Origin of the sequence: Kitasatospora sp. NPDC086791 (assembly GCF_040685975.1) — a bacterium.
In the GTDB taxonomy this organism is placed as follows: domain Bacteria; phylum Actinomycetota; class Actinomycetes; order Streptomycetales; family Streptomycetaceae; genus Kitasatospora.
On the sequence record NZ_JBFBOC010000001.1, the window covers coordinates 638,086 to 656,991 of the forward strand.

The 18,906-nt window shown below is 70.1% G+C and carries 18 protein-coding genes; all 18 read left to right on the forward strand.

The window, feature by feature from the left end; genetic code table 11:
* Positions 1 to 9 precede the first annotated feature (9 nt).
* The 18 genes from AB0Q99_RS02880 (at position 10) to AB0Q99_RS02965 (ending at position 18,856) form a co-directional block, all read left to right on the forward strand.
* On the forward strand, positions 10 to 2,022 hold the full coding sequence (locus AB0Q99_RS02880; protein ID WP_363567775.1) for an FtsK/SpoIIIE domain-containing protein: 2,013 nt from the start codon (positions 10 to 12) through the stop codon (positions 2,020 to 2,022).
* A gap of 341 nt (positions 2,023 to 2,363) precedes the next feature.
* Positions 2,364 to 4,049: a TROVE domain-containing protein gene (locus tag AB0Q99_RS02885; RefSeq protein ID WP_363567777.1), complete on the forward strand. Its 1,686-nt coding sequence runs from the start codon at positions 2,364 to 2,366 to the stop codon at positions 4,047 to 4,049.
* Positions 4,050 to 4,309: 260 nt separating this feature from the next.
* Entirely contained in the window at positions 4,310 to 4,993 is a 684-nt protein-coding gene (locus AB0Q99_RS02890) for a hypothetical protein (RefSeq protein WP_363567779.1), read from the forward strand.
* A 69-nt stretch (positions 4,994 to 5,062) separates the two neighbouring features.
* Positions 5,063 to 5,305: a DNA-binding protein gene (locus AB0Q99_RS02895; protein WP_363567781.1), complete on the forward strand. Its 243-nt coding sequence runs from the start codon at positions 5,063 to 5,065 to the stop codon at positions 5,303 to 5,305.
* 135 nt (positions 5,306 to 5,440) lie between these two features.
* Entirely contained in the window at positions 5,441 to 5,638 is a 198-nt protein-coding gene (locus AB0Q99_RS02900) for a hypothetical protein (protein ID WP_363567783.1), read from the forward strand.
* A 252-nt stretch (positions 5,639 to 5,890) separates the two neighbouring features.
* A complete protein-coding gene (locus AB0Q99_RS02905; RefSeq protein ID WP_363567784.1) occupies positions 5,891 to 6,730 on the forward strand; it encodes a GDSL-type esterase/lipase family protein in 840 nt (279 codons plus the stop codon).
* A gap of 19 nt (positions 6,731 to 6,749) precedes the next feature.
* The gene (locus tag AB0Q99_RS02910; RefSeq protein WP_363567786.1) at positions 6,750 to 7,052 is read left to right on the forward strand and encodes a hypothetical protein; all 303 of its coding nucleotides are present in this window, start codon (positions 6,750 to 6,752) and stop codon (positions 7,050 to 7,052) included.
* Between the two features lie 2 nt (positions 7,053 to 7,054).
* Entirely contained in the window at positions 7,055 to 7,624 is a 570-nt protein-coding gene (locus AB0Q99_RS02915) for a hypothetical protein (protein ID WP_363567788.1), read from the forward strand.
* An 18-nt stretch (positions 7,625 to 7,642) separates the two neighbouring features.
* Positions 7,643 to 9,235 (forward strand): hypothetical protein, encoded by a 1,593-nt coding sequence (locus tag AB0Q99_RS02920; RefSeq protein ID WP_363567790.1) that lies wholly within the window; start codon positions 7,643 to 7,645, stop codon positions 9,233 to 9,235.
* Between the two features lie 11 nt (positions 9,236 to 9,246).
* On the forward strand, positions 9,247 to 11,589 hold the full coding sequence (locus tag AB0Q99_RS02925) for a phage portal protein (protein ID WP_363567791.1): 2,343 nt from the start codon (positions 9,247 to 9,249) through the stop codon (positions 11,587 to 11,589).
* A gap of 224 nt (positions 11,590 to 11,813) precedes the next feature.
* The gene (locus tag AB0Q99_RS02930; RefSeq protein ID WP_363567793.1) at positions 11,814 to 12,305 is read left to right on the forward strand and encodes a phage minor head protein; all 492 of its coding nucleotides are present in this window, start codon (positions 11,814 to 11,816) and stop codon (positions 12,303 to 12,305) included.
* Between the two features lie 9 nt (positions 12,306 to 12,314).
* Positions 12,315 to 12,692: an XkdF-like putative serine protease domain-containing protein gene (locus AB0Q99_RS02935; protein WP_360251460.1), complete on the forward strand. Its 378-nt coding sequence runs from the start codon at positions 12,315 to 12,317 to the stop codon at positions 12,690 to 12,692.
* Positions 12,692 to 14,281 (forward strand): hypothetical protein, encoded by a 1,590-nt coding sequence (locus AB0Q99_RS02940; RefSeq protein ID WP_363567795.1) that lies wholly within the window; start codon positions 12,692 to 12,694, stop codon positions 14,279 to 14,281. The genes AB0Q99_RS02935 and AB0Q99_RS02940 overlap by 1 nt, the downstream gene beginning before the upstream one ends.
* Before the next feature lie 83 nt (positions 14,282 to 14,364).
* Complete coding sequence (locus AB0Q99_RS02945) at positions 14,365 to 15,864, forward strand: hypothetical protein (protein WP_363567797.1); 1,500 nt, start codon at positions 14,365 to 14,367, stop codon at positions 15,862 to 15,864.
* 98 nt (positions 15,865 to 15,962) lie between these two features.
* A complete protein-coding gene (locus AB0Q99_RS02950; protein WP_363567799.1) occupies positions 15,963 to 16,952 on the forward strand; it encodes an HNH endonuclease signature motif containing protein in 990 nt (329 codons plus the stop codon).
* 71 nt (positions 16,953 to 17,023) lie between these two features.
* Positions 17,024 to 17,464, forward strand: coding sequence for a hypothetical protein (locus tag AB0Q99_RS02955; protein WP_363567801.1), 441 nt, complete (start codon positions 17,024 to 17,026; stop codon positions 17,462 to 17,464).
* 41 nt (positions 17,465 to 17,505) lie between these two features.
* Positions 17,506 to 17,868, forward strand: a complete 363-nt coding sequence (locus AB0Q99_RS02960) for a hypothetical protein (RefSeq protein WP_363567803.1) — start codon at positions 17,506 to 17,508, stop codon at positions 17,866 to 17,868.
* A gap of 85 nt (positions 17,869 to 17,953) precedes the next feature.
* Entirely contained in the window at positions 17,954 to 18,856 is a 903-nt protein-coding gene (locus tag AB0Q99_RS02965) for a hypothetical protein (protein ID WP_363567805.1), read from the forward strand.
* The last annotated feature ends 50 nt before the right edge of the window (positions 18,857 to 18,906 follow it).

Below are 18,906 nucleotides of genomic sequence, written 5' to 3' on the forward strand. Positions count from 1 at the left end.
GAGGCCTCCGTGGCCCAGCAATACACGCCCGCCGAGGCCGACAACGTCCTCCCGTTCCTCCCCCGCCCCCAACGCTCCGGGCCCGCGACGACCACGACGACGATCCCGACGACGACGACGGAACTTGAGACGTTTCCGCAGGTCGCGACTCCGCAGCCGAAGGATTCTCCGGCGTCGTCACCGGCTACCACCCAGCCCCAGGACTCCGTCTACCTGCCCGCCCCGGCCAAGCCGCCCCTCTCCCGCCGCTTCTTCGAGGGCTGCATCACCGTCGCCAACCGGGTCGGCGCTCTCGTCGTCCGCTACCGGGTCGAACTCGTCCCCACCGCGGTCGTCGGCACCGTCACCGGCCTCGGCTGGTGGCAGAACCTCGCCGGCGTCGGAGGCTGGGGGGTCGCCGCCTACGCGGGCCTGGCCATCGCCGGGGCGGGGATCGCCGCCTGCGGGGTGAAGGAGAAGAACGACAAGCTCATGCATGCCGGCGCCGGTATCACCATGACGTTCGCCGACGTCGCCACCGCCGTCGGCGCCGGCCCCGGCGGGATTTCCCTCACCGCGGCCGCGGTCACCACAGGCGCCGCGTACACCGTGTGGGTGCCGTGGCTCATCAAGCACCGCAAGGGGCACAAGGAGCTGCCCTCGAAGTCGAACGCCACGGCCAACGCCAATGCCAGCGTTGATGTGCAGGTCCAGATGGACAAGGGCCAGGCCGCCATCAAGGCCGCCGCAAACAGCAACACCGCCAACGAGGAGGACCAGTCGACGATTCGCGTGCCCGGCGGCCCGTTTCACGACGACGTCATCCCCTACGCCGCTGACGACTCCACGAACGTCGCCGACCCCATCCGCCTCGGCTGGGACGAATACGGGCAGCCCATCTACCTGACGACGCTGTACCGCCACACCCTCATCGCCGGCGCCAGCGACTGGGGAAAGTCCGGCGTCGCCAACCTCATCATCAAGAAGCTCCTCAAGAAGCAGCACGTCGAGATCTACGGCATCGACCTCAAGCCCGGTGCCCCCGAGCTCGGCCCCTGGGCGCCACTCCTGAAGCGCCTCGCCCGCACCCCGGAAGAAGCACGCGAACTCCTCAAAGACCTCCTGGCCGAAGGCGAGCGCCGCGGCGCCCACCTGGAGATCCTGTCGAGGCAATCCCTCGCCCGCGGCGGGCCCGCCGTGCGCAAGTGGATCCCCGGCGACCCGAACCACCCTGACCCGCAGAAGCGCGGACACGGCACCGCGATCTTCCTGATCTGTGACGAACTCGGCGAGCTGGTCCGGCAGGACGAGGAACTCCGCAAGGAAGAAGCCGAAGCGCGGAAGCTTGAACCGGACGGTCTCCCCGCCGAGCCGCCCATCACGAAGCTGTACGAATCGGCCCTCGCACTACTTCGGTTCCTGGGCATGCAGTTCGTTTCGGCAACTCAGCAGCCGTCGTCGACGGTCTTCGGCGGCCGGACCGATGCCCGCGGGAACTACGTCAACCGGATCTCCACCCTGGTGGCCGACCCGGACCACGCCCAGTTCGTGTTCGGGAAGCGGTACCAGGCGCTCGGCTTGGACCCGGCGAAGCTTCGCCGACCTGGCGAGATCTTCCTGGCTTGCCCCGAGATGCCTACCGGCGTTATGCCGGCCCGGATCCGTGTCGAGTACGTGTCCGACAAGGACATCGCCGCGGACGTCGCGCACCTCCACAGCCACACGCCGGCGCAGCCGATTGGCCGCTTCGCCCCGCAGGGCCAGCGAGCCGACCTGACCAAGACGGAACAGCCCGCCAAGCCGCAGCTGCTCTACCCGGACGGGAAGCCCGTCGACGGCGAGTGGCCCGGCCTGTACAAGGTCTTCCTGCAGCTGTGCTCGGAGCAGGGCTACGCCACCAAAAAGGACCTCGGCGAGCGTGGCCCGTTCAGCAGCCTGGACACCGTCCGCCGCGCCCTGGAGGTATGGGTGCAGCACGGCGTCGTGGCGGAGAAGGTCGGGACGGTCAGGCAGTTCTCCGTGCCCGCAGCACAGGCAGACTGACACCTCATCCGGCCCGTCTTACAAACAGGGTGACAGGTCTGACATTCGGAGTACGATCAGCGCAACAACTTCATGCACCTCCCGGTGCGCAGGGCCGCGGCTACTTCTTCGCAATGAATCACGCCGCGGTCCGCATTGATCTCGGGAGGCACAGCATCCGGGGTGCCCGGTGCGCAGGACACGGCTACTTCTCCTGTCAAGAGGGAGACGCGGGTTCGAATCCCGTCGCCAGCCGCAAGGCTGGTGTCGTCTAGCGGCCCAGGACGCCTTGTCGCCGTATCCGCCCTCGATCTCGGGCACCCCGCTGCTGAAGCCTCCCCTCCACAGTGAGGGGTTTCTTCATGTCCAGGTTCAACACCCGCAACGCACGGCCCGCGGCGACGTCGCCCGTGACCACCACCGGCGCCGCGGCCCGCACCGCCGAGGGCGCCACCGGTCACCTCCGTGACGACCGCAGCGAGCTCTTCCTCCTCGCCGTCGCCAACACCGTCGGCACCGACACCTTCTACGAGAAGGCCGACGACCGTGACGACCGCTACCGCCAGCTCGTGCGCAAGCTCGCCGTCGAAGACCCCGACTGGACCGCCGCTCTCCTGCGCTGGCTGCGTACCGAAGGCAACCTGCGCACCGCGTCCCTCGTCGGCGCCGTCGAGTACGTGCACGCCCGCCTCGCCGCAGCCGGCAGCCGCACGCCGCGCCAGCACGAGACCCACGACCGGGCCGGCCGGTGGGAGGGCGACGCCCTGTCGTACAGCACCTCCACCAACCGGGCCGTCGTCGCCTCCGTCCTGCAGCGCGCCGACGAACCCGGCGAGCTCCTCGCCTACTGGACGAGCCGGTTCGGCCGGAACATCCCGAAGCCCGTCAAGCGCGGCATCGAAGACGCCGTCGGGCAGCTGTACACCGAGCGGGCACTCCTCAAGTACGACAGCCCGTCGAAAGGCTTCCGCTTCGGTGACGTCCTCGAACTCACCCACCCGAGCCCGAAGGCGGCGTGGCAAGGCGACCTGTTCAAGCACGCCATCGACCGCCGACACAACCGCGACAATCCCATCCCGGAGGCGCTGGGCACTCTCCACGCCCGCGCGTTCCTCGACACAATCCTTGCCGAGGAACGCCGCGCTTACCTGAAGACGTCCGGGGCGCAGCTGGCGCTGAAGGACGCAGGCATGACCTGGGAGTCCCTCGCGGGCTGGCTGCAGGGGCCGCTCGGGGCTGCCGAGTGGGAGTCGGTGATCCCCTCGATGGGGTACATGGCGCTGCTTCGCAACCTCCGGAACTTCGACCAGGCCGGCGTGTCCGACGAGGTCGCAGAGCAGGTCGCCGCCCGCCTCGCCGACCCGGCCGAAGTCGCCCGGTCCCGCCAGTTCCCGTTCCGGTTCTGGGCCGCCCACAAGCACGTCACGTCGCTGCGCTGGGGCCACGCGCTGGAGAAGGCGCTGACGGCATCGCTGGCCAACGTGCCCGTCCTGCCCGGGCGGACCCTGATCCTCGTCGACCGGTCGCCGTCCATGTTCCCCGGCTACCACTACTCGACGGCTAACACCTCCGACATCCCGCTCGCCGAGCAGGCCGCGCTGTTCGGCTCCGCACTCGCACTCCGCGCCGCCGATCCGACGCTGGTCGAGTTCGGCGGTTCCAGCCGCCAGATCCCGGTGCCGCGAGGCGGAAGTGTGCTGCGGCTCATGGAGGCGTTCGGACAGGACGGCGGCACGGACATTCCCTCTGCGGTCGCCAAGCACTACCGCGGCCACGACCGCGTGCTGATCGTCACCGACGAGCAGACCCAGCCCGGCTACCTGCCGTCCAACATGCTCGCCTACGGCGGGGCTCGGGAGACCGCGATCGACGACCTGATCCCCAGGAGCGTCCCCGTGTACATGTGGAACATGGCCGGCTACAAGGCCGGTGCCATGGCCTCGGGTTCGGGGAACCGGCACGCACTGGGGGGGCTGACAGACTCGGCGTTCGCCCTGATACCGCTGCTGGACGCCGGCCGGAACGCGGACTGGCCCTGGACGAAGTAGCCGTAGGTGCCCGCCCCGTGCCACCCGGGGCGGGCACGCGCAGGAGATGATGAGGCAGCCCCGGCGACGCCAGCTTCAGCCGTTTCGACGTTCGTGAACTCGTCAAGGAGATCTACCGTCTCCGGTTCGAGTTGCTGGTCATTCAGGAGCAACGGGGCCGCTGAGCCACTCCCCGGCCGAGGCCACCCACAGCAGCGGGGTGACAGATTCCGGATTGGTGCCACACTGGTCTGATCACCCCGCCGCCCGGGAGGACCAGCATGCCCACCCTCACCGATGACGCCCCCGACACCCGGTGCGCCCACTGCCCCCGCCTCCTGCGCAGCGACGAGCTCCACCGCCACGCCTGCTACGTCTGCGAAGACCGCGCCACCACCCAACTCGGCGCCATGCCCCACCTCTACCGCCAACTCGGCGACAAACTCGTCCCTGGTTCCCGCACCGACAACGCGGGCCCCGTCACCGGTTCCCCCAGCTCCGCTCGCCTCGGCGCCGCACTCACCCCGCTCGACCTCCGCGGCCCCGGCGGCATCGTCTCCCTCCTCCTCGGCATCGAGCAGCGCTGGCGCATCCACCTCGACTGGGCGCAGCTCCCCGAACGCGGCGGCTACGAGTCCAGCCTCGCCGGATGCGTCACCATGCTGGTCAACAACCTGCCGTGGGCATGCGAGCAGTACACGGACATCGGCGCGGACCTGCGCCTGATCGGCAGCCTCCACGCCCAGGCCGAGTCGACAGTCACCGGCCAGTGGGAAGCGAAGGTGCCGGTCGGGTACTGCCCGGCCGCACCGGAGGACGGCGGGCCGGCCTGCGGTGAGCGCCTCAAGGTCTCGCCCTGGGCAATGGAGATCAAGTGCCGCGGCTGCGGGGCACGGTGGGGCCGGTCCGAGTGGCTTCAGCTCGGTGCGACACTCCGGGGAATCGACTTGCCGGTCGCGGCTTGACAACTCGTCGGACCGAAGCGACTATCTGATCAACTAGAACATCTGTCGAAAGGGCCACCCCAGTACGGGGTGGCCCTTTCGCGTTCCAGCAAGGCGGTGCGCCAGGTGAATCCCATACTCGTCACCGCCAAGGAAGCCCGCCTCTGGACCGGCCGGCCCGTCGGCACCATCTGGCGCTGGGCGAGCGAAGGCCGCATCACCCGCCACGAAACGCCGAACGGCACCCGGTACGACCTGCGTGAGCTACCGCCGGCGTCCGAAGCCGGGCCCGGCCCGGTGCCCGCCCTGCCCGAAGGCCGCCGAGCAGCCTGACCCCCACAGCTCCCCGCCGTGTGCCGCCCGCGCGAGCAGGCCGGCGGGGACGGCCCGCCCTGAGGGCGGCGGGCCCCAGCTCGCGGCCTGGCACCACCGCTTCCCGCCAGGCCGCGAGCACCCAACACCCGGGAGGTGCACATCGCCACCGAAGAGACCCCCACGCCCGTGCCGGCCGCGGCCCCCGTCACCTTCGAGTCAGCCCTCGGCCACGCCGCACGGCTGCTTCTCCACGCCGAGCTGGAAACGAACCTGCCGCTGATGGAGCGCCTCGAACGCCTCGCGGACTCCTGGATCGCGATCGCCCGCACTCTCACAGAGGTCAATTCGTGACGGCCAGCCCGCAGCGCGCCCTCGACGCCCCCTTCACCCTCCCCGCCGCCTGGACACCAATCCCCGGCACCTGCTCACGCTGCGGCGCCCGCGCCTGGCTCGGCGAACAACGCTGGTGGCATCAAGGCCCCACCTGCCGAGCCCGGCCCACCAACCGTGTCACCGCCCCCGTCACCGCCGAGTTCATCCCCGACAGACGGCCACGGTGACACGCACCCACGCCCTCGCCGACCCACCCGAAGGAGCGCACCGGTGACCGCCCCCATCGGCTACAGCCCCGCCACAGCAACCAGCGGCGCATTCGGCGCCACCGACAGCGGCTTCGTCGAAAACAGCAGCCAGGTCGGCGGCTGGGACATCTCCGCGAGCAGGTTCAACCTGCTGGAGGTGTTGCAGCAGATCTCCAGGTTCGCCACCGACACCCGCGACAACCTGAACCAGCTCCGCAATCAACTCCTGCCCGCGCCCACCACCCAGGTCAAAGTCATGGCCGCGGGTGACAGCATCACCGTCGGGTTCGGTTCCACCGACGGCCTCGGCTGGCGCGGCTGGCTCGCCGACCTCATCGCCCGGCAGCGAGTACAACCGGTCATGTCGATGTGCGCGCACGGCGGCTGGTACCTCGCCGACCTCAAGGCCAACATCGGCGCCGCGCTGACAGCGAACAGTCCCGACCTGGTGCTGATCAACATCGGCACGAACGACTACAACTTCACCAGCGCCTTCACCACCACCACCTACGGTGCGCTCATCGACCAGATCTTCGCGTCCAGCCCCACCGTCAAAGTCGCCTGCGCCCTCGTCGCCCTCAGCCAGCAGAACACCGGCATCCTCAGCAACGAGCAGCAGGCCAACGCGGTCATCACGCAGGCCGTGAACGCCCGCACGTCGACAGGCCGGGTCGTGCTCTCCGACCACACCCACACCACCACGGCACGGTGGGAAGTCGACGCCACCCAGCCCGGCAGCGCGCCGCCACCCGGCCGGTGGACCATCGACGGCGTCCACCCGACCGACGCCGGCTACCTCCAGATGGCCCGCGTCTGGCTCAACACCATCCAGCCGCTCGTACCCGGCCTCACCGCCATCTGACCGCCCCAAAGGAGCCCTCATGTCCATCGCCGACGCCGCCAAGGCCATCGCCGCGAAGCTCCGCGCCGAAGGCCACCACCTCGCCGACGACGCCCACAACCTCTGGGACGTCCTGCGCGGTGACGAGACCACCCTGGCCACCGAAGCCGCCGCCGACGTCCGACAGGTGACGATCGACGCCGGCCCCGTCGTCGCCGAGATCAAGACAGATGCCCAAGCCATCGGCAGCGAGGCCGTCCAGGACGCCGAGGCGCTCGCGGCCGAGGCTGCCGCCGACGTCAAGGGCGCGGCGCAGCCCGGGGCCCCGAGCGCGCAGGTCTGACCGTGGTCAGGGGCAACGGCCCGGTCTGCGGCGCCAAGACCCGCCAGGAAGAGTCCGCGGAACACTGCGGGCTCCCCGCCGGCTGGGGCACCGGCCACGTCGGAACCGGCAGGTGCAAGCTGCACGGCGGCAAGACCCCCGGGCAGAAGGTCAAGGCCGCCCACGACATCGTCGAGCGGGAGGTCAGGGCCGTGCTCGCCGAACTCGACGTCCAGCCTGTCGACGACCCGCTCACAGCCCTCATGCAGCTCGCCGGGCAGGTCGTCGCCTGGCAGGCCGCCACCGCTGTCCTTGTGAACCGCATTGGCGATGAGATCCGGTACGAAGGCCATGCCGGCGCCGAGCAGCTTCGTGCCGAAGTCCAGCTCTACGAACGGGCCATGGACCGGGCCAACGCCGTCCTATCTTCGATCGCCAGGCTGAACATCGAGGAACGTCTCGCCACAATCTCCGAGGCCCAGGCGGAGCGCATCCTCGGCGCGATCGACGCCGTCCTCACCCACCTCGGCATCACCGGTGCTCAGGCGGCGGAAGCGAAGACGGTAGCGGCACGCCACCTGCGCTCCGTGTAAGCGGCGAGGAGGTGCTGGGTGCGGGCTGATCCCCTCGCTCTCGCCGCCCGAAAGCTCGAAGAGCACGGGGCGCAGCACGCCCGGGTTGACGAGTACGCTGCGGACCCGGCCCTGTGGGCGCGGGAGAAGCTCGGCGAACACCTGTGGTCGAAGCAAATCCAGATCGCCTCCTCCGTACGCGACAACCGGCTGACCGCCGTTCAGAGCTGCCACGGCGTCGGCAAGTCGTTCGTGGCGTCCCGGCTGACCGCATGGTGGCTGGACACCCATCCGGCCGGCGAAGCGCGGGTCGTGACCACTGCCCCGACTGGCGACCAGGTCAAAGCCATTCTGTGGTCCGAGATCAACGCGGCGTTCTCCACCGCTGCCGCACGCGGCACCCCGCTGCCCGGGCGGATCAACGAGACGGACTGGAAGCTCGGCAAGAGACTCATCGCCTTCGGCCGTAAGCCGAGCGACTACAACCCGCACGCGTTCCAGGGCATCCACGCCAAGTACGTTTTGGTCATCCTCGACGAGGCCTGCGGCATCAACAAGCAGTTCTGGACAGCGGCGAACGCCATCGCCACCGGCCAGCATTGCCGCATCCTCGCAATCGGCAACCCCGACGACCCCGGCTCCCAGTTCGCTCGGGTCTGCGCAAACACCGAGCGGTGGAACGTCATCCGCATCTCGGCGTTCGACACCCCGAACTTCACTGGGGAAGCGGTACCGGACGAGCTGCAGCCGATGCTCGTCTCGCACGCCTACGAAGCCGACATGCGCGCCGAGTTTGGCGAGCAGTCCCCCACCTACATCTCCAAGGTTCTCGGCGAGTTCCCCTCGGACGCCGAGGACGGCGTCGTCCGTCTCTCCGCGATCCGCGCCTGCGCACTCCCCCCGGAGCCGCCCCTCAAGTACCCGGACCTCGCCCCGGTCGAACTCGGCGTCGACCTCGGTGCCGGCGGCGACGAAACCGTCATCCGGGAACGCCGCGGCATGCGGGTCGGTAGGGAGTGGCGCAGCCGCGAGAAGGACCCCACCAAGTCCGTGAACGCGATCGTGGCAGCGATCCGCGAATCGAAGGCCAGCAAGGTCAAGGTCGACTCGATCGGCATAGGCTGGGGCATCGTCGGGACCCTGCGGGAACGCCGAGCCCGCGGCGAACACGACGCCGAGATCATCGGCGTCAACGTATCCGAAGCCAGCAGCGAGCCCGCCAAGTTCGCCCGACTGCGGTCCCAGATCTGGTGGCAGATCGGACGCCAACTGTCCGAAGACCGGGGCTGGGACCTGTCCGAACTCGCCCCGGACGACAGGGAACGGCTCGTCTCCCAGCTCACCGCGCCGAAGTACACGACCGACGCCGCCGGCCGGATCGTCGTGGAACCGAAGGCCGACACGAAGAAGCGCATCGGCCGCTCACCCGACAACGCCGACGCCCTGCTCCTCGCCTTCTACGACGGCAGCGGCCTAGACGCGCACGCCTGGCTTGCCTACGGCCGCCGCAAGGCAGCCGAAGCCCAGGCTCCCGCCACCGCCGACCCTGCCCCCAGTGCAACGCCCGACGACCCTGCTGCAGCACGCAAGAAGGCCCGCGACGAGGCGATCCGCCGACAGCGCCAACCCTGATGGGAGGCAGCGTGGGCATCCGGGACCGCATCGCCAAGGTCTTCGGCACCGCCGGGACCGGGGTGCCCGCGGAGATCGTCGCCGCCGAGCAGGCCGCCCAGATGACCCCGCAGTCGCCGTTCTCGCCGGGCACCCCGCAGCAGCCGTTCGACGGCTACTCCCGACAGCCCCGCAGCCGCGACTTCCAGACCGGCGTCAACATCGCCGCCCGGCCCCGCCTCAACGAGCGCGTCGCCTTCAGTACACTCCGCGGCTTGGTCGAGGCCTACGACGTCGCTCAGGCCTGCATCTGGCACCGCATCGACTCCATCCGCGCCCTCGACTGGTCGCTCACCCCCGCTCCCGGCTTCCACGGCGACGCCGCCGCGGCCATCGCCCAGGGCATGACCGTCCTCGCGAAGCCCGACCGGCAGACGCCGTTCGCGAACTGGTTGGCCACATGGCTGTACGACGTCCTCGCCTACGACGCGGGCACCCTCTATCGGCTGCGGAACCGTCGCGGTGACGCCATCGGCCTGCGGGTCGTGGACGGCACCACCATCGCGCCGCTGCTCGACTACTGGGGGAACATCCCCGAGCCGCCGGCCGAGGGCTACGTGCAGTACGTGCAGGGCCTCCCGTGGAACTGGCTCACCCGGGACGACCTCATCTACCAGCCGTTCCGGCCGCGCGCCAACAGCCCGTACGGCACCGCCCCGTTGGAGACGGTGCTCCTCAACGCCAACACTGACCTTCGGTTCCAGGCGCACTTCCTGCAGCGCTTCACCGAGGGCAACGTGCCGGAAGCGTTCGCGTCCGCACCCGAGACGTGGAGCCCCGACCAGATCGAGGAATGGCAGACCGTCTGGGACGCCATGATGCTCGGCGACCAGGCCGCCAAGCACCAGATCAAGTGGATGCCCGGCGGGTCTGGCATCACCTGGAGCAACGAGAAGGATTTCAGCGATACGTTCTCGCTGTTCTTGATGCGTAAGACCTGCGCCGCGTACCACGTCGTCCCGTCGGACCTGGGGTTCACTGAGACCGTCAACCTGTCCTCGTCCGAGTCGCAGGGCGACGTGCAGCACCGCGTCGGCGACCTGCCGCTCATCGCCCACATCACCTCCGTCCTGAGCGACTTCCTCCAGAACGACCTCGGCCTGCCGGTCTGCTTCACGTTCGACACCGGCCAGGAAAAGGAAGACAGGCTGCAGCTCGCCCAGGCGTGGCAGGTCTACATCGAGACCGGCATGGCCTCCGTCGACGAAGGCCGCGAGGCCCTCCTCGGTCTGCCCGGCGACCCCACCCGGCCCACCCCCCGCTTCTACTCCACCCCGCGTGTCGGCCCGATCCCCCTCCTCGCCATCGACGGCGTCGCAGGCCGGGTCGACCCCGAGACGTTCGGCCCCGCCAAGGACCAGCCGGTCCTCGACCAGCCGTACGTACCCCCGCCCGGCGCCGTGCCAGCCGCGGGCACCACCGACCAGGCGGCCGCGGCCGCCGCCGAGAACGCTTACCAGACCCGGTACAACGCGATGGTGCACGACACCGAGGTCGCCAAGGACGGCGGCGCCCAGACCGGACCCACCGCGGGCATCACCTCGGCGACGGGCATCACCGGCTACGACCTCGTCCACGCCACGGACGAGGAGGACGAGGACCGAGATCAGCTGGTCAAGCGTGAGCTGAGCTCTTTCCGCCGGTTCTCCAAGGCCCGGCGCCGCGGTGGTCGCTGGCGGGACTTCACCTTTCAGCACACCCCGGCCCGCCAGGCCCGACGCCTCAACCAGACCGGCTGGCTGGCGGTCCGCAAGGCCGCAGGTGAGGTCGCCGTCGCCGGACTCGCCGTCCGCGCCGCCGACACCGGCCGGGTCCTCATGCTCCAGCGGGCCCTCGACCCCGACGACCCCGCAGCCGGCATGTGGGAATTCCCCGGAGGCCACCTGGAAGGCACCGAGACGCCGCTCCAGGGTGCCTGGCGGGAATGGGCTGAGGAAACCGGGTGCATCCCCCCGCCGGGAACACTCACCGGCACGTGGACCAGCGCGAACGGCATCTACCAAGGCACCGTGTGGACCGTCGACTCCGAGACTGCCGTCCCGGTAAGCACAGGCCGCGACCAGGTCACCAACCCCGACGACCCCGACGGTGACCAGGTCGAAGCCATCGCTTGGTGGGACCCCTGCCTCCTGGCCGGGAACCCCGCCGTACGGGCGGAGCTGCTGGCCAGCCTGCCCGACGTCCTCGCCGCACTCGGCCTCGACAACCCCACGGACGTAGAGAAGGCCGGCGGCGGTGACGCGGACCCAAAAGTCCCGGCGCCTGGCCCGGCTGGGACCACGATGAGCGCACCGCCCGCTACTGGGCGCCGCTGATCGCCGCCGCGCTCGGCAACGCACTCACCGTCACGGCCGCAACCCGGCTGGCCCAGGCCTTCGCCTCCCACGGCGGCTGCAACGACACGGACCGGCAGACGCTGGCCGCGGCCGCCGCCACCTACCTCACGAGCCAGGACATCACCCCCGGGCCCGCGCTCACCGAAGCGCTCGCCGGCCTCTACGCCGACGCCTACCTCGTCGGCGCGGTATCCGCCGCGACCGTGACCACCGGCACCACCAGCAACCTGAACAGCTGGCAGCCCGGCGGCGCCCCCGCAGCACAGGCAGGCATCGAGGACCACGGCACCGGCCCGGCCCTCGCCATGCTCTCGCTTGGGGCCGGCGCCACCGCGGCGGCCCTGACCGCATCCCGCATCAAGGACGCGGCCAAGGCCCTCGCGGACGGCACCGCAGCCGGCGACACCCCGCGCACCATCGGCGCCGCGATGCACGCCGCCCTGGCCGACCCCGACCGCGCCTACGCGGCGGCCGTCACCGAAACGACCCGGGCCATCGCGGCAGGCGCAGCCGACGGCTACCGGCGTAACGGCGTCGCGCGCGGCCGCTGGCAGACCGAGCCCGACGGCCATGTCTGCCCGGTCTGCGAAGCCAATGCCGCCGCCGGAACGCTCCCGCTCGGCAGCACCTATCCCAGCGGCGACACCTACCCGCCGGCCCACCCCCGGTGCCGATGCGCCGTCTTTCCCGCATAGGAGGTCCCCGTGCCCGAGCAGCGCTACGTCCTCGGCATCGCCTACCAGGCGGGGCCTGACCCGCGGATTCAGAAGGGCGCCGACGGCGGCCGCGACTTCTTCACCGCTGACGAGCTGGAGAAAGCCGCATGGTCGTTCCTCCGGGACGGGGGCTCCCAGGTCGGCCTCAACCATGTCGACGGCACGACCGGCGCGGCCACCGTCGTCGAGTCATACGTGTGGCGCGGCCCCGACTGGGACCTCGGCGACGGCGTCGTCGTCAAGGCCGGTGACTGGCTCGTCGGCGCCGTCCTCGACGAACCCGCCTGGCGCCTCTACAAGTCCGGCCGGATCACCGGCTTCTCGCCGCAGGGAACGGCGCGGCGCATCCCCAACAGGAGCAGCTGATGACCACACCCGCTGACGACGAGTTCACCGAGCTGCGTGACGCCACCATCCCGCGCGTGGACCTGGTCGACAAGGCAGCCAACGGCACCACCTTTCTGATCGCCAAGCACGCCGCCGACAGCCGGGGCCTCATGGACCCCGGCTTCGTGCGAGACCTGATCGGCAAGACTGCCGAACCCGCGCCCCAGGAGGAGACCGTGACGATGACCGGCAGCCCCGGGGCCATCGCCAAGCTCATGCACGAGGCCGCGCAGCGCGCCCGCCGCCGCGACGACATCACCAAGGACGCCGGCATCGGCGCCGACCTCGACGACTCCGAGGACGGCCTCGACCCCACGATGGTCCTCGCCGCCCCCGACGACGACGCCCCCGGCGACCCCAACGACCCCGGCTCCCCCGCCTGGGAAGCCATCGACGCGGCCACCGCCCAGAAGTGGACGTCGATCGCGGTCCGCCTCAGGAACGCCCTCGGTGTCCTCGCCGAACGGGAGCTCCTCGAAGCCGCCGGTGCCGACCCCGACGACGCCTACGACGCGTGGGACCTGCAGGACGCCCAGTGCGCCCTCGACTACGTCATCGACACCCTCGCCTCGTTCGCCGTCGGCGAGCAAGCCGCGGCAGACCTGGCTGGCGAGACCATGGCCACCGTCGGCAAGGCCCTCGCCGGGCTGGAACCGGCCGCGCTCGACACCGTCGAGGCCCTCGGCCAGGTTGCCAAGGCCGGCCGCGTCCTCTCCGCGGCGAACGAGGCCGCGATCCGCACCGCGACCGAGCACCTGCAGAAGGTGTTGGCGTCGCTGCCCGAAGCCCCGGTCGTCAAGACCGCTCACGAGGAGCCCGACATGCCCACGCCCACCCCGTCCGAGGACCGCACCGCAGCGGCCGGCCAGGAGCCCGCGATGGGCACCGCCGAGGTCGAGAAGACCACCGCGCCCGAAGGCAAGGCCATTGCCAAGGCCGACGGCGAGAAGCCGCCCGTGGTCGTCGTCTACGACCAGGCCGGGCGCCTCATCGGCATCGTCGACCCCGCCGACGTCACCCCTGTCGCCAACTCCGAGGCCGAGCCGGACGACGCGTCGGACAGCGCCCCGGCCGACGACGACACTCCCGACCTCGAACCGCAGCCCGCAGCCAACGCCGGCACCCCCGCCGACGCGCCGCCGGACGACGACGAGACCGTCACCAAGACCACCGCCGACACCGACACCCTCACCGACATGTTCAAGAGCAGCCTCCTGGCTGCGGTCGAAGACGTCCTGACGAAGAACAGCGCCGACCAGGCCGAAAAGATCGCCAAGACCGGCGATGCCGTCCTGGAACTGGCGGAACTCGTCGAGACCCTCAAGGGCCGCGTCCGGGCGCTGGAGGAACAGCCCGCCCAGCCGAAGATCTTCACCAACGGAGCGACCCCGCCGCGCGAGCACCTGCGCGGCCAGGACCACGGCGCACCGGCGCCCGTCGACGTCGCCAAGGCCCGCGAACTCAAGGGCGTGCTCTACCGGGGCACCGCCGCCGAGCAGAACCGCGCCGCCAACGACATGCAGGCCGCCGCCATCGCCGCGCTCCAGGCGATCCACCAGCCGCGGTAACCACCCGCACCCAGACACCCCCCCCGAGCCTCCGGACGAGCGCCCAGCGCCCCGGGGGCTTTCGCATGCCCAGGAGGCACCCCTTGAGCGCACCGCTCGGCAGCATGACCGAGGACACGCTGGCCGCCATCAGCAAGGCCCAGACCAGCGGCATCCTCAACAACACCGGCATCTACTCGTACGACCTGAGCGAGCTCGTCTCGCTCATTCCGGTCGTCACCCCGTTCCGCGACATCGTCGCCCGCGTCAAGAGCCCCAACGGCAACCCCTACGCCGTATGGCGGGCCATCATGAACCTCACCAACTCGCAGCCGTCGCCCGCCATGGGGTTCGACTACGCCGCCAACGAAGTGCAGTTCCAGGAGCAGGACTTCCAGGCCCGCTACAAGCCGACCGGCTTCGCGGGCCTGGTCACGCAGGACGCCTACGACCTGGCCCAGGGCTACGGCGACCCGTTCGCCATCAGCACCTTCCAGGTTCTCAACCAGGTGCTGATCGGCGACGACCGGCAGCTCATGGGCGGCCAGTCGTTCCCCCTCGCCCGGCCGGCGGCCCCGACCCTGACAACCTCCACCAGCGGCGGCACCATGGCCGCAACCACCACCGTGTACGTCGGCGTCGCCGCCCGCACCGGCACCGGCTACTACTACGGCAACGGCAACAGCCAGGGCAACAGCGCCAGCATCGCGACCGGCTCCGGGTCCACCAACTCGATCTCGGCGACCGTCGGTTCGGTCCGCGGCGCGGTCTGCTACGACTGGTTCCAGAGCGCGAACGGCACGACCTGGTACTACTACACGACCACCACGGTCAACGCGGTCACCATGACCAAGATCATCAACGCGAACCAGGCACTCCCCGCCCTCACCGCCACCCCCGACCTGTCCACCTCCTGGCAGGGCAGCGCCAACGCCTCCCCCACCTACAACGCCGCCGCCGACAACGGCTCCGCCGCCCCCGCCGAATACGACGGCTTCCTCGCAAGCCTCGCTGGCGACTACAACGGCGCCGGCCAGTGGGGCCAGCCCGGCACCGGAACCGCCAACCCCTCCATCAACAACTCGCTCAACGGCGCTGCCCTCACCCTCACCGGCGGCAGCATCACCGAGATCGAGAACCTGCTCTTCCTCCCGCTCTGGCAGCAGGTCAAGTGCTCGCCCACCGCCATCATGGTCAACGCCGTCCAGGCCCAGTCGATCGCCAACCTCATCCTCGGCTCCAGCTCGGCGACGACCTACCTCAACACCGACTCCTCCGGCCGCGTCTCCGTCACCGCAGGCGGCCGCGTCGGCGAAATCGTCAACGCCCCCGCCGGCGGCGTCACCGTCCCCATCGAGGTCCACACCTCCCTCCCGCCCGGCACCATAATCGCCCGCACCGACCGCGTGCCGTTCCCGCAGGCCAACATCCAGAGCGTCCTGGAATACCGCGCCCTGCGCGACACCGCCCAGTTCGACTACGGCGTCTCCCGCATCGCCAACACCGCCGGCGGAGGGCCGAGGCGCGAGTATGAAATTCGCAGTGTCGGAGCCTTCCTGAATCGTGCTCCGGTCGCGATGGCTTCTCTGCAAAACGTGGCCTGAACTGGCTTTTTGTCGGTCTCCTGACCGCCACTGAAGCGTTCGGAAGTGGTACCTTGGTAGGAACAAAGTCGCTCGGCACATTCCTACCAAGGACCGCCATGACACTGAGCACCGACCGGACCTGCTCCATCTCCGACTGCACCGGCAGGACCGTTGGGCGGGGATGGTGCGCAAGGCACTACGGCATCTGGCGCACCCACGGCGACCCGCTCCATCCCGTACGGCGGTACGTCCGCCAGGGAAGCGAGTGCGTACACCCCGGCTGCGACCTCAAGCCCCAGCGCCGAAACCTGTGCAACAAACACGCCAAGCGCGAAGAAGCCCACGGAGAGACGACAGACCCGCGCGAGCGCCGCTTCTGGGCCAAGGTCGACAAGAACGGCCCCACACCGGAGAACCCCCCGGCCCTCGGACCTTGTTGGATCTGGACCGGCTTTATTCACGCACCCTCGGGATACGGCCAGTACGGCCTCAGGAACGGCACTCGTCTGGTCCACAGAATCTCCTACCAGTACCTGGTCGGCCCGATCCCGAAAGGCCTCCACCTCGATCATCTCTGCCGCCGACGCGAGTGCTGCCGACCCGACCATCTAGAGCCGGTCACGCCACGCGAAAACCTCCGGCGCGGAGACCAAGGCGCCTTCTGGGGCTACGTGCCTGAATCCATTCCGATGCAGCCGAAGCCGTCGAAGCCGGAACGGTGCACGGGTTGCGGCGACAACGGCAGGGCGGTCTACAAGAGAACGCTCTGCCGCCCCTGCTATCGAAAGTGGCTCAAGGATCCTGACGCCGAGCGCCCGTCCCAGCGGACGCCAGAGCAGCGCTTCTGGGCGAAGGTAGAAAAGACCCCGTCGTGTTGGCTGTGGACCGCAAGCGTACATAGCAAGACCGGCTATGGCCGTTTCGCCGTGAAACACGGCCAGATGGTCGATGCCCACAGGTACTCATACTTCCTAGCCTTCGGCGCAATACCCGATGGCCTGGACGTGCACCACACCTGTCACGTGCGGCATTGCATCCGTCCGGAGCACCTACGCGCCACGACCCGGTCTGAGAACCTCGCCCTCCGCAAGGTTCGACGCCCATAGTCGAGCCCACCCCTCAAGGCCGAGAGCCCCGCGCTCTCGGCCTTTCGCTTGCCCTGAACGAGGAGGCCCGGATGCCGCCGGCCCGTGCGGGTGTACCGATGCCCAACTTCACTGCCACGCAGGAGCTGTTCCGCGCCGACGGGCTGACGCTGAACAGCAACTCGGACACCGTTACCGCGAACATCACCAATCAGGTCAACGGGGCTACCGGCGGCCTGATCGATGTCTCGTCGGTGTCGAATGGCCTGCTGATCGTCCGCGTCGCGAACGCCCCGACCGGCACCAGTCCCGGGCTCGCCGTCTTCTTCGACACCTGCGACGCCTTCGGGAACTGGGTCCTCACCTCGAACGCGACCGCGATCTCCGGCGCCGTCCTCGGCTTCGCCGGCACCGTCGCAGGCAACATCTCGACCGGCTACGGCCTCACCTACACCGGCCGGATCCGCTGGACGGTCACGGGAACCGGTAGCCCGACTTTCACTGGGGTCAGCTTCAGCCTGTTCGGCCGCTGACCCGCCCTCATCCGCTCCATCACCCTTCGAGGAGAGCAGGCATGCGCCTCTACTCGCGTACGGGCGCGACCGCGCTCGAACACCCCGTTCACGGCCGTATCGAGGCCGACCCGGTTCACGGCGGCTTCGACCTGCCGGAGGACCTGGCCGAGGAGCTGGCGTCGTTTCCGGCGTGGGAGTCGGACGTGGCCCGGCAGCACCGTCTGATCGCGGAGGAGATGGAGCGGCGGAAGGACCCAGCCACGTTGCTCGACGCGGTGCAGCAGCTGGTGCAGGCGGCTCAGGCCGTGAGCGCGGCACGGCAGGAGTCCGACGAGGCCGGACAGGTCGAGGACGCCGCTCCTGTGAAGGCCACCCGCGGCCGGAAGGCCGCCGCGAGCCGTCCGGACCCGTCCTCCGAGTAGCCACCTCATCAGGCCGACCGCGCAGTCGCGCACCGATCCGAGCAGGGGGTGAGTGGCTGTGGCGACGCCGTACATCACGCCGGCCATGCTGCTGGCACAGCCGGCGGGGATCAGCTGGAAGGTGATGCCGACCCTTACCGCTGACGCCTCGTCGCAGCTCGCTCAGCTTCGGCAGGTGTGCTGGAGCGCCACCGCGGCGGTCGACACCTACTGCCGGCAGCCGCTGCGGGCGACAGTCGTGACCGAGACGCAGGCGGGCCCGGGCGGGTCGAGGGTCTCGGTGGACCGGCACACCCGGATGGGCTCCGTGGTTGCAAGGAACCGGCACCTCTCGGACGTGTGGGCGGTGCTCGTGTCGTCGGCGCGCACTTTCCCCGCGGTCTGGTCGCCGGTGCCGACGGGCCAGTTCCGGTTGCGCGCGCCGGTGGTCTTCTCGGGCCCAGGCCCGGCGACGGGCCCGTCCGGCGGGAGCGTGATCGACGTGGCTCCGGGCTGGATCGACGGGCGGCAGGGCAGAGGCGGCTGGCAGGTGCAGACGTCCTACACGTCGGGGTGGCCGCACGCGGCTATCACCGCCCCCGCCGCCGCGGGCGCCATGTCGATCAGCGTGGACGACGTGACGGGCTGGGGCGGTGCGCATGGCACGGCGGCGTTCTGCTACGACGGGGCGGCCACAGAGAGCATCGCGGCCAGCGGCGCCATCGCCACCGCGCCCATCGTGCTGCCGAACACGACGACCGCCGTGCAGGCCGGTCCAGGCACCGTACAGCTGGCCCAGCCGCTGTCCCAGGACCATGCGGCGGGGGCGGTCGTGTCGGCACTCCCGGTGAACGTGATCCACGCTGCGGTTCTGGCTGCTGCGGTGGAGGCTCTGGAGGGTATCGACGCGATTGCGGCCCAGTCCTTGTCGGGGCAGTTGGCGGGCGGGACGGGGGCCCTGGCGACCGAGGTTGAGATGCTGCTGGATGACTTCCGGCGGGTCGGCTGATGGCCCGCCGGCGGCCGAACTTCGGCAGTGGGGGCGCTTCCGGAACCGCC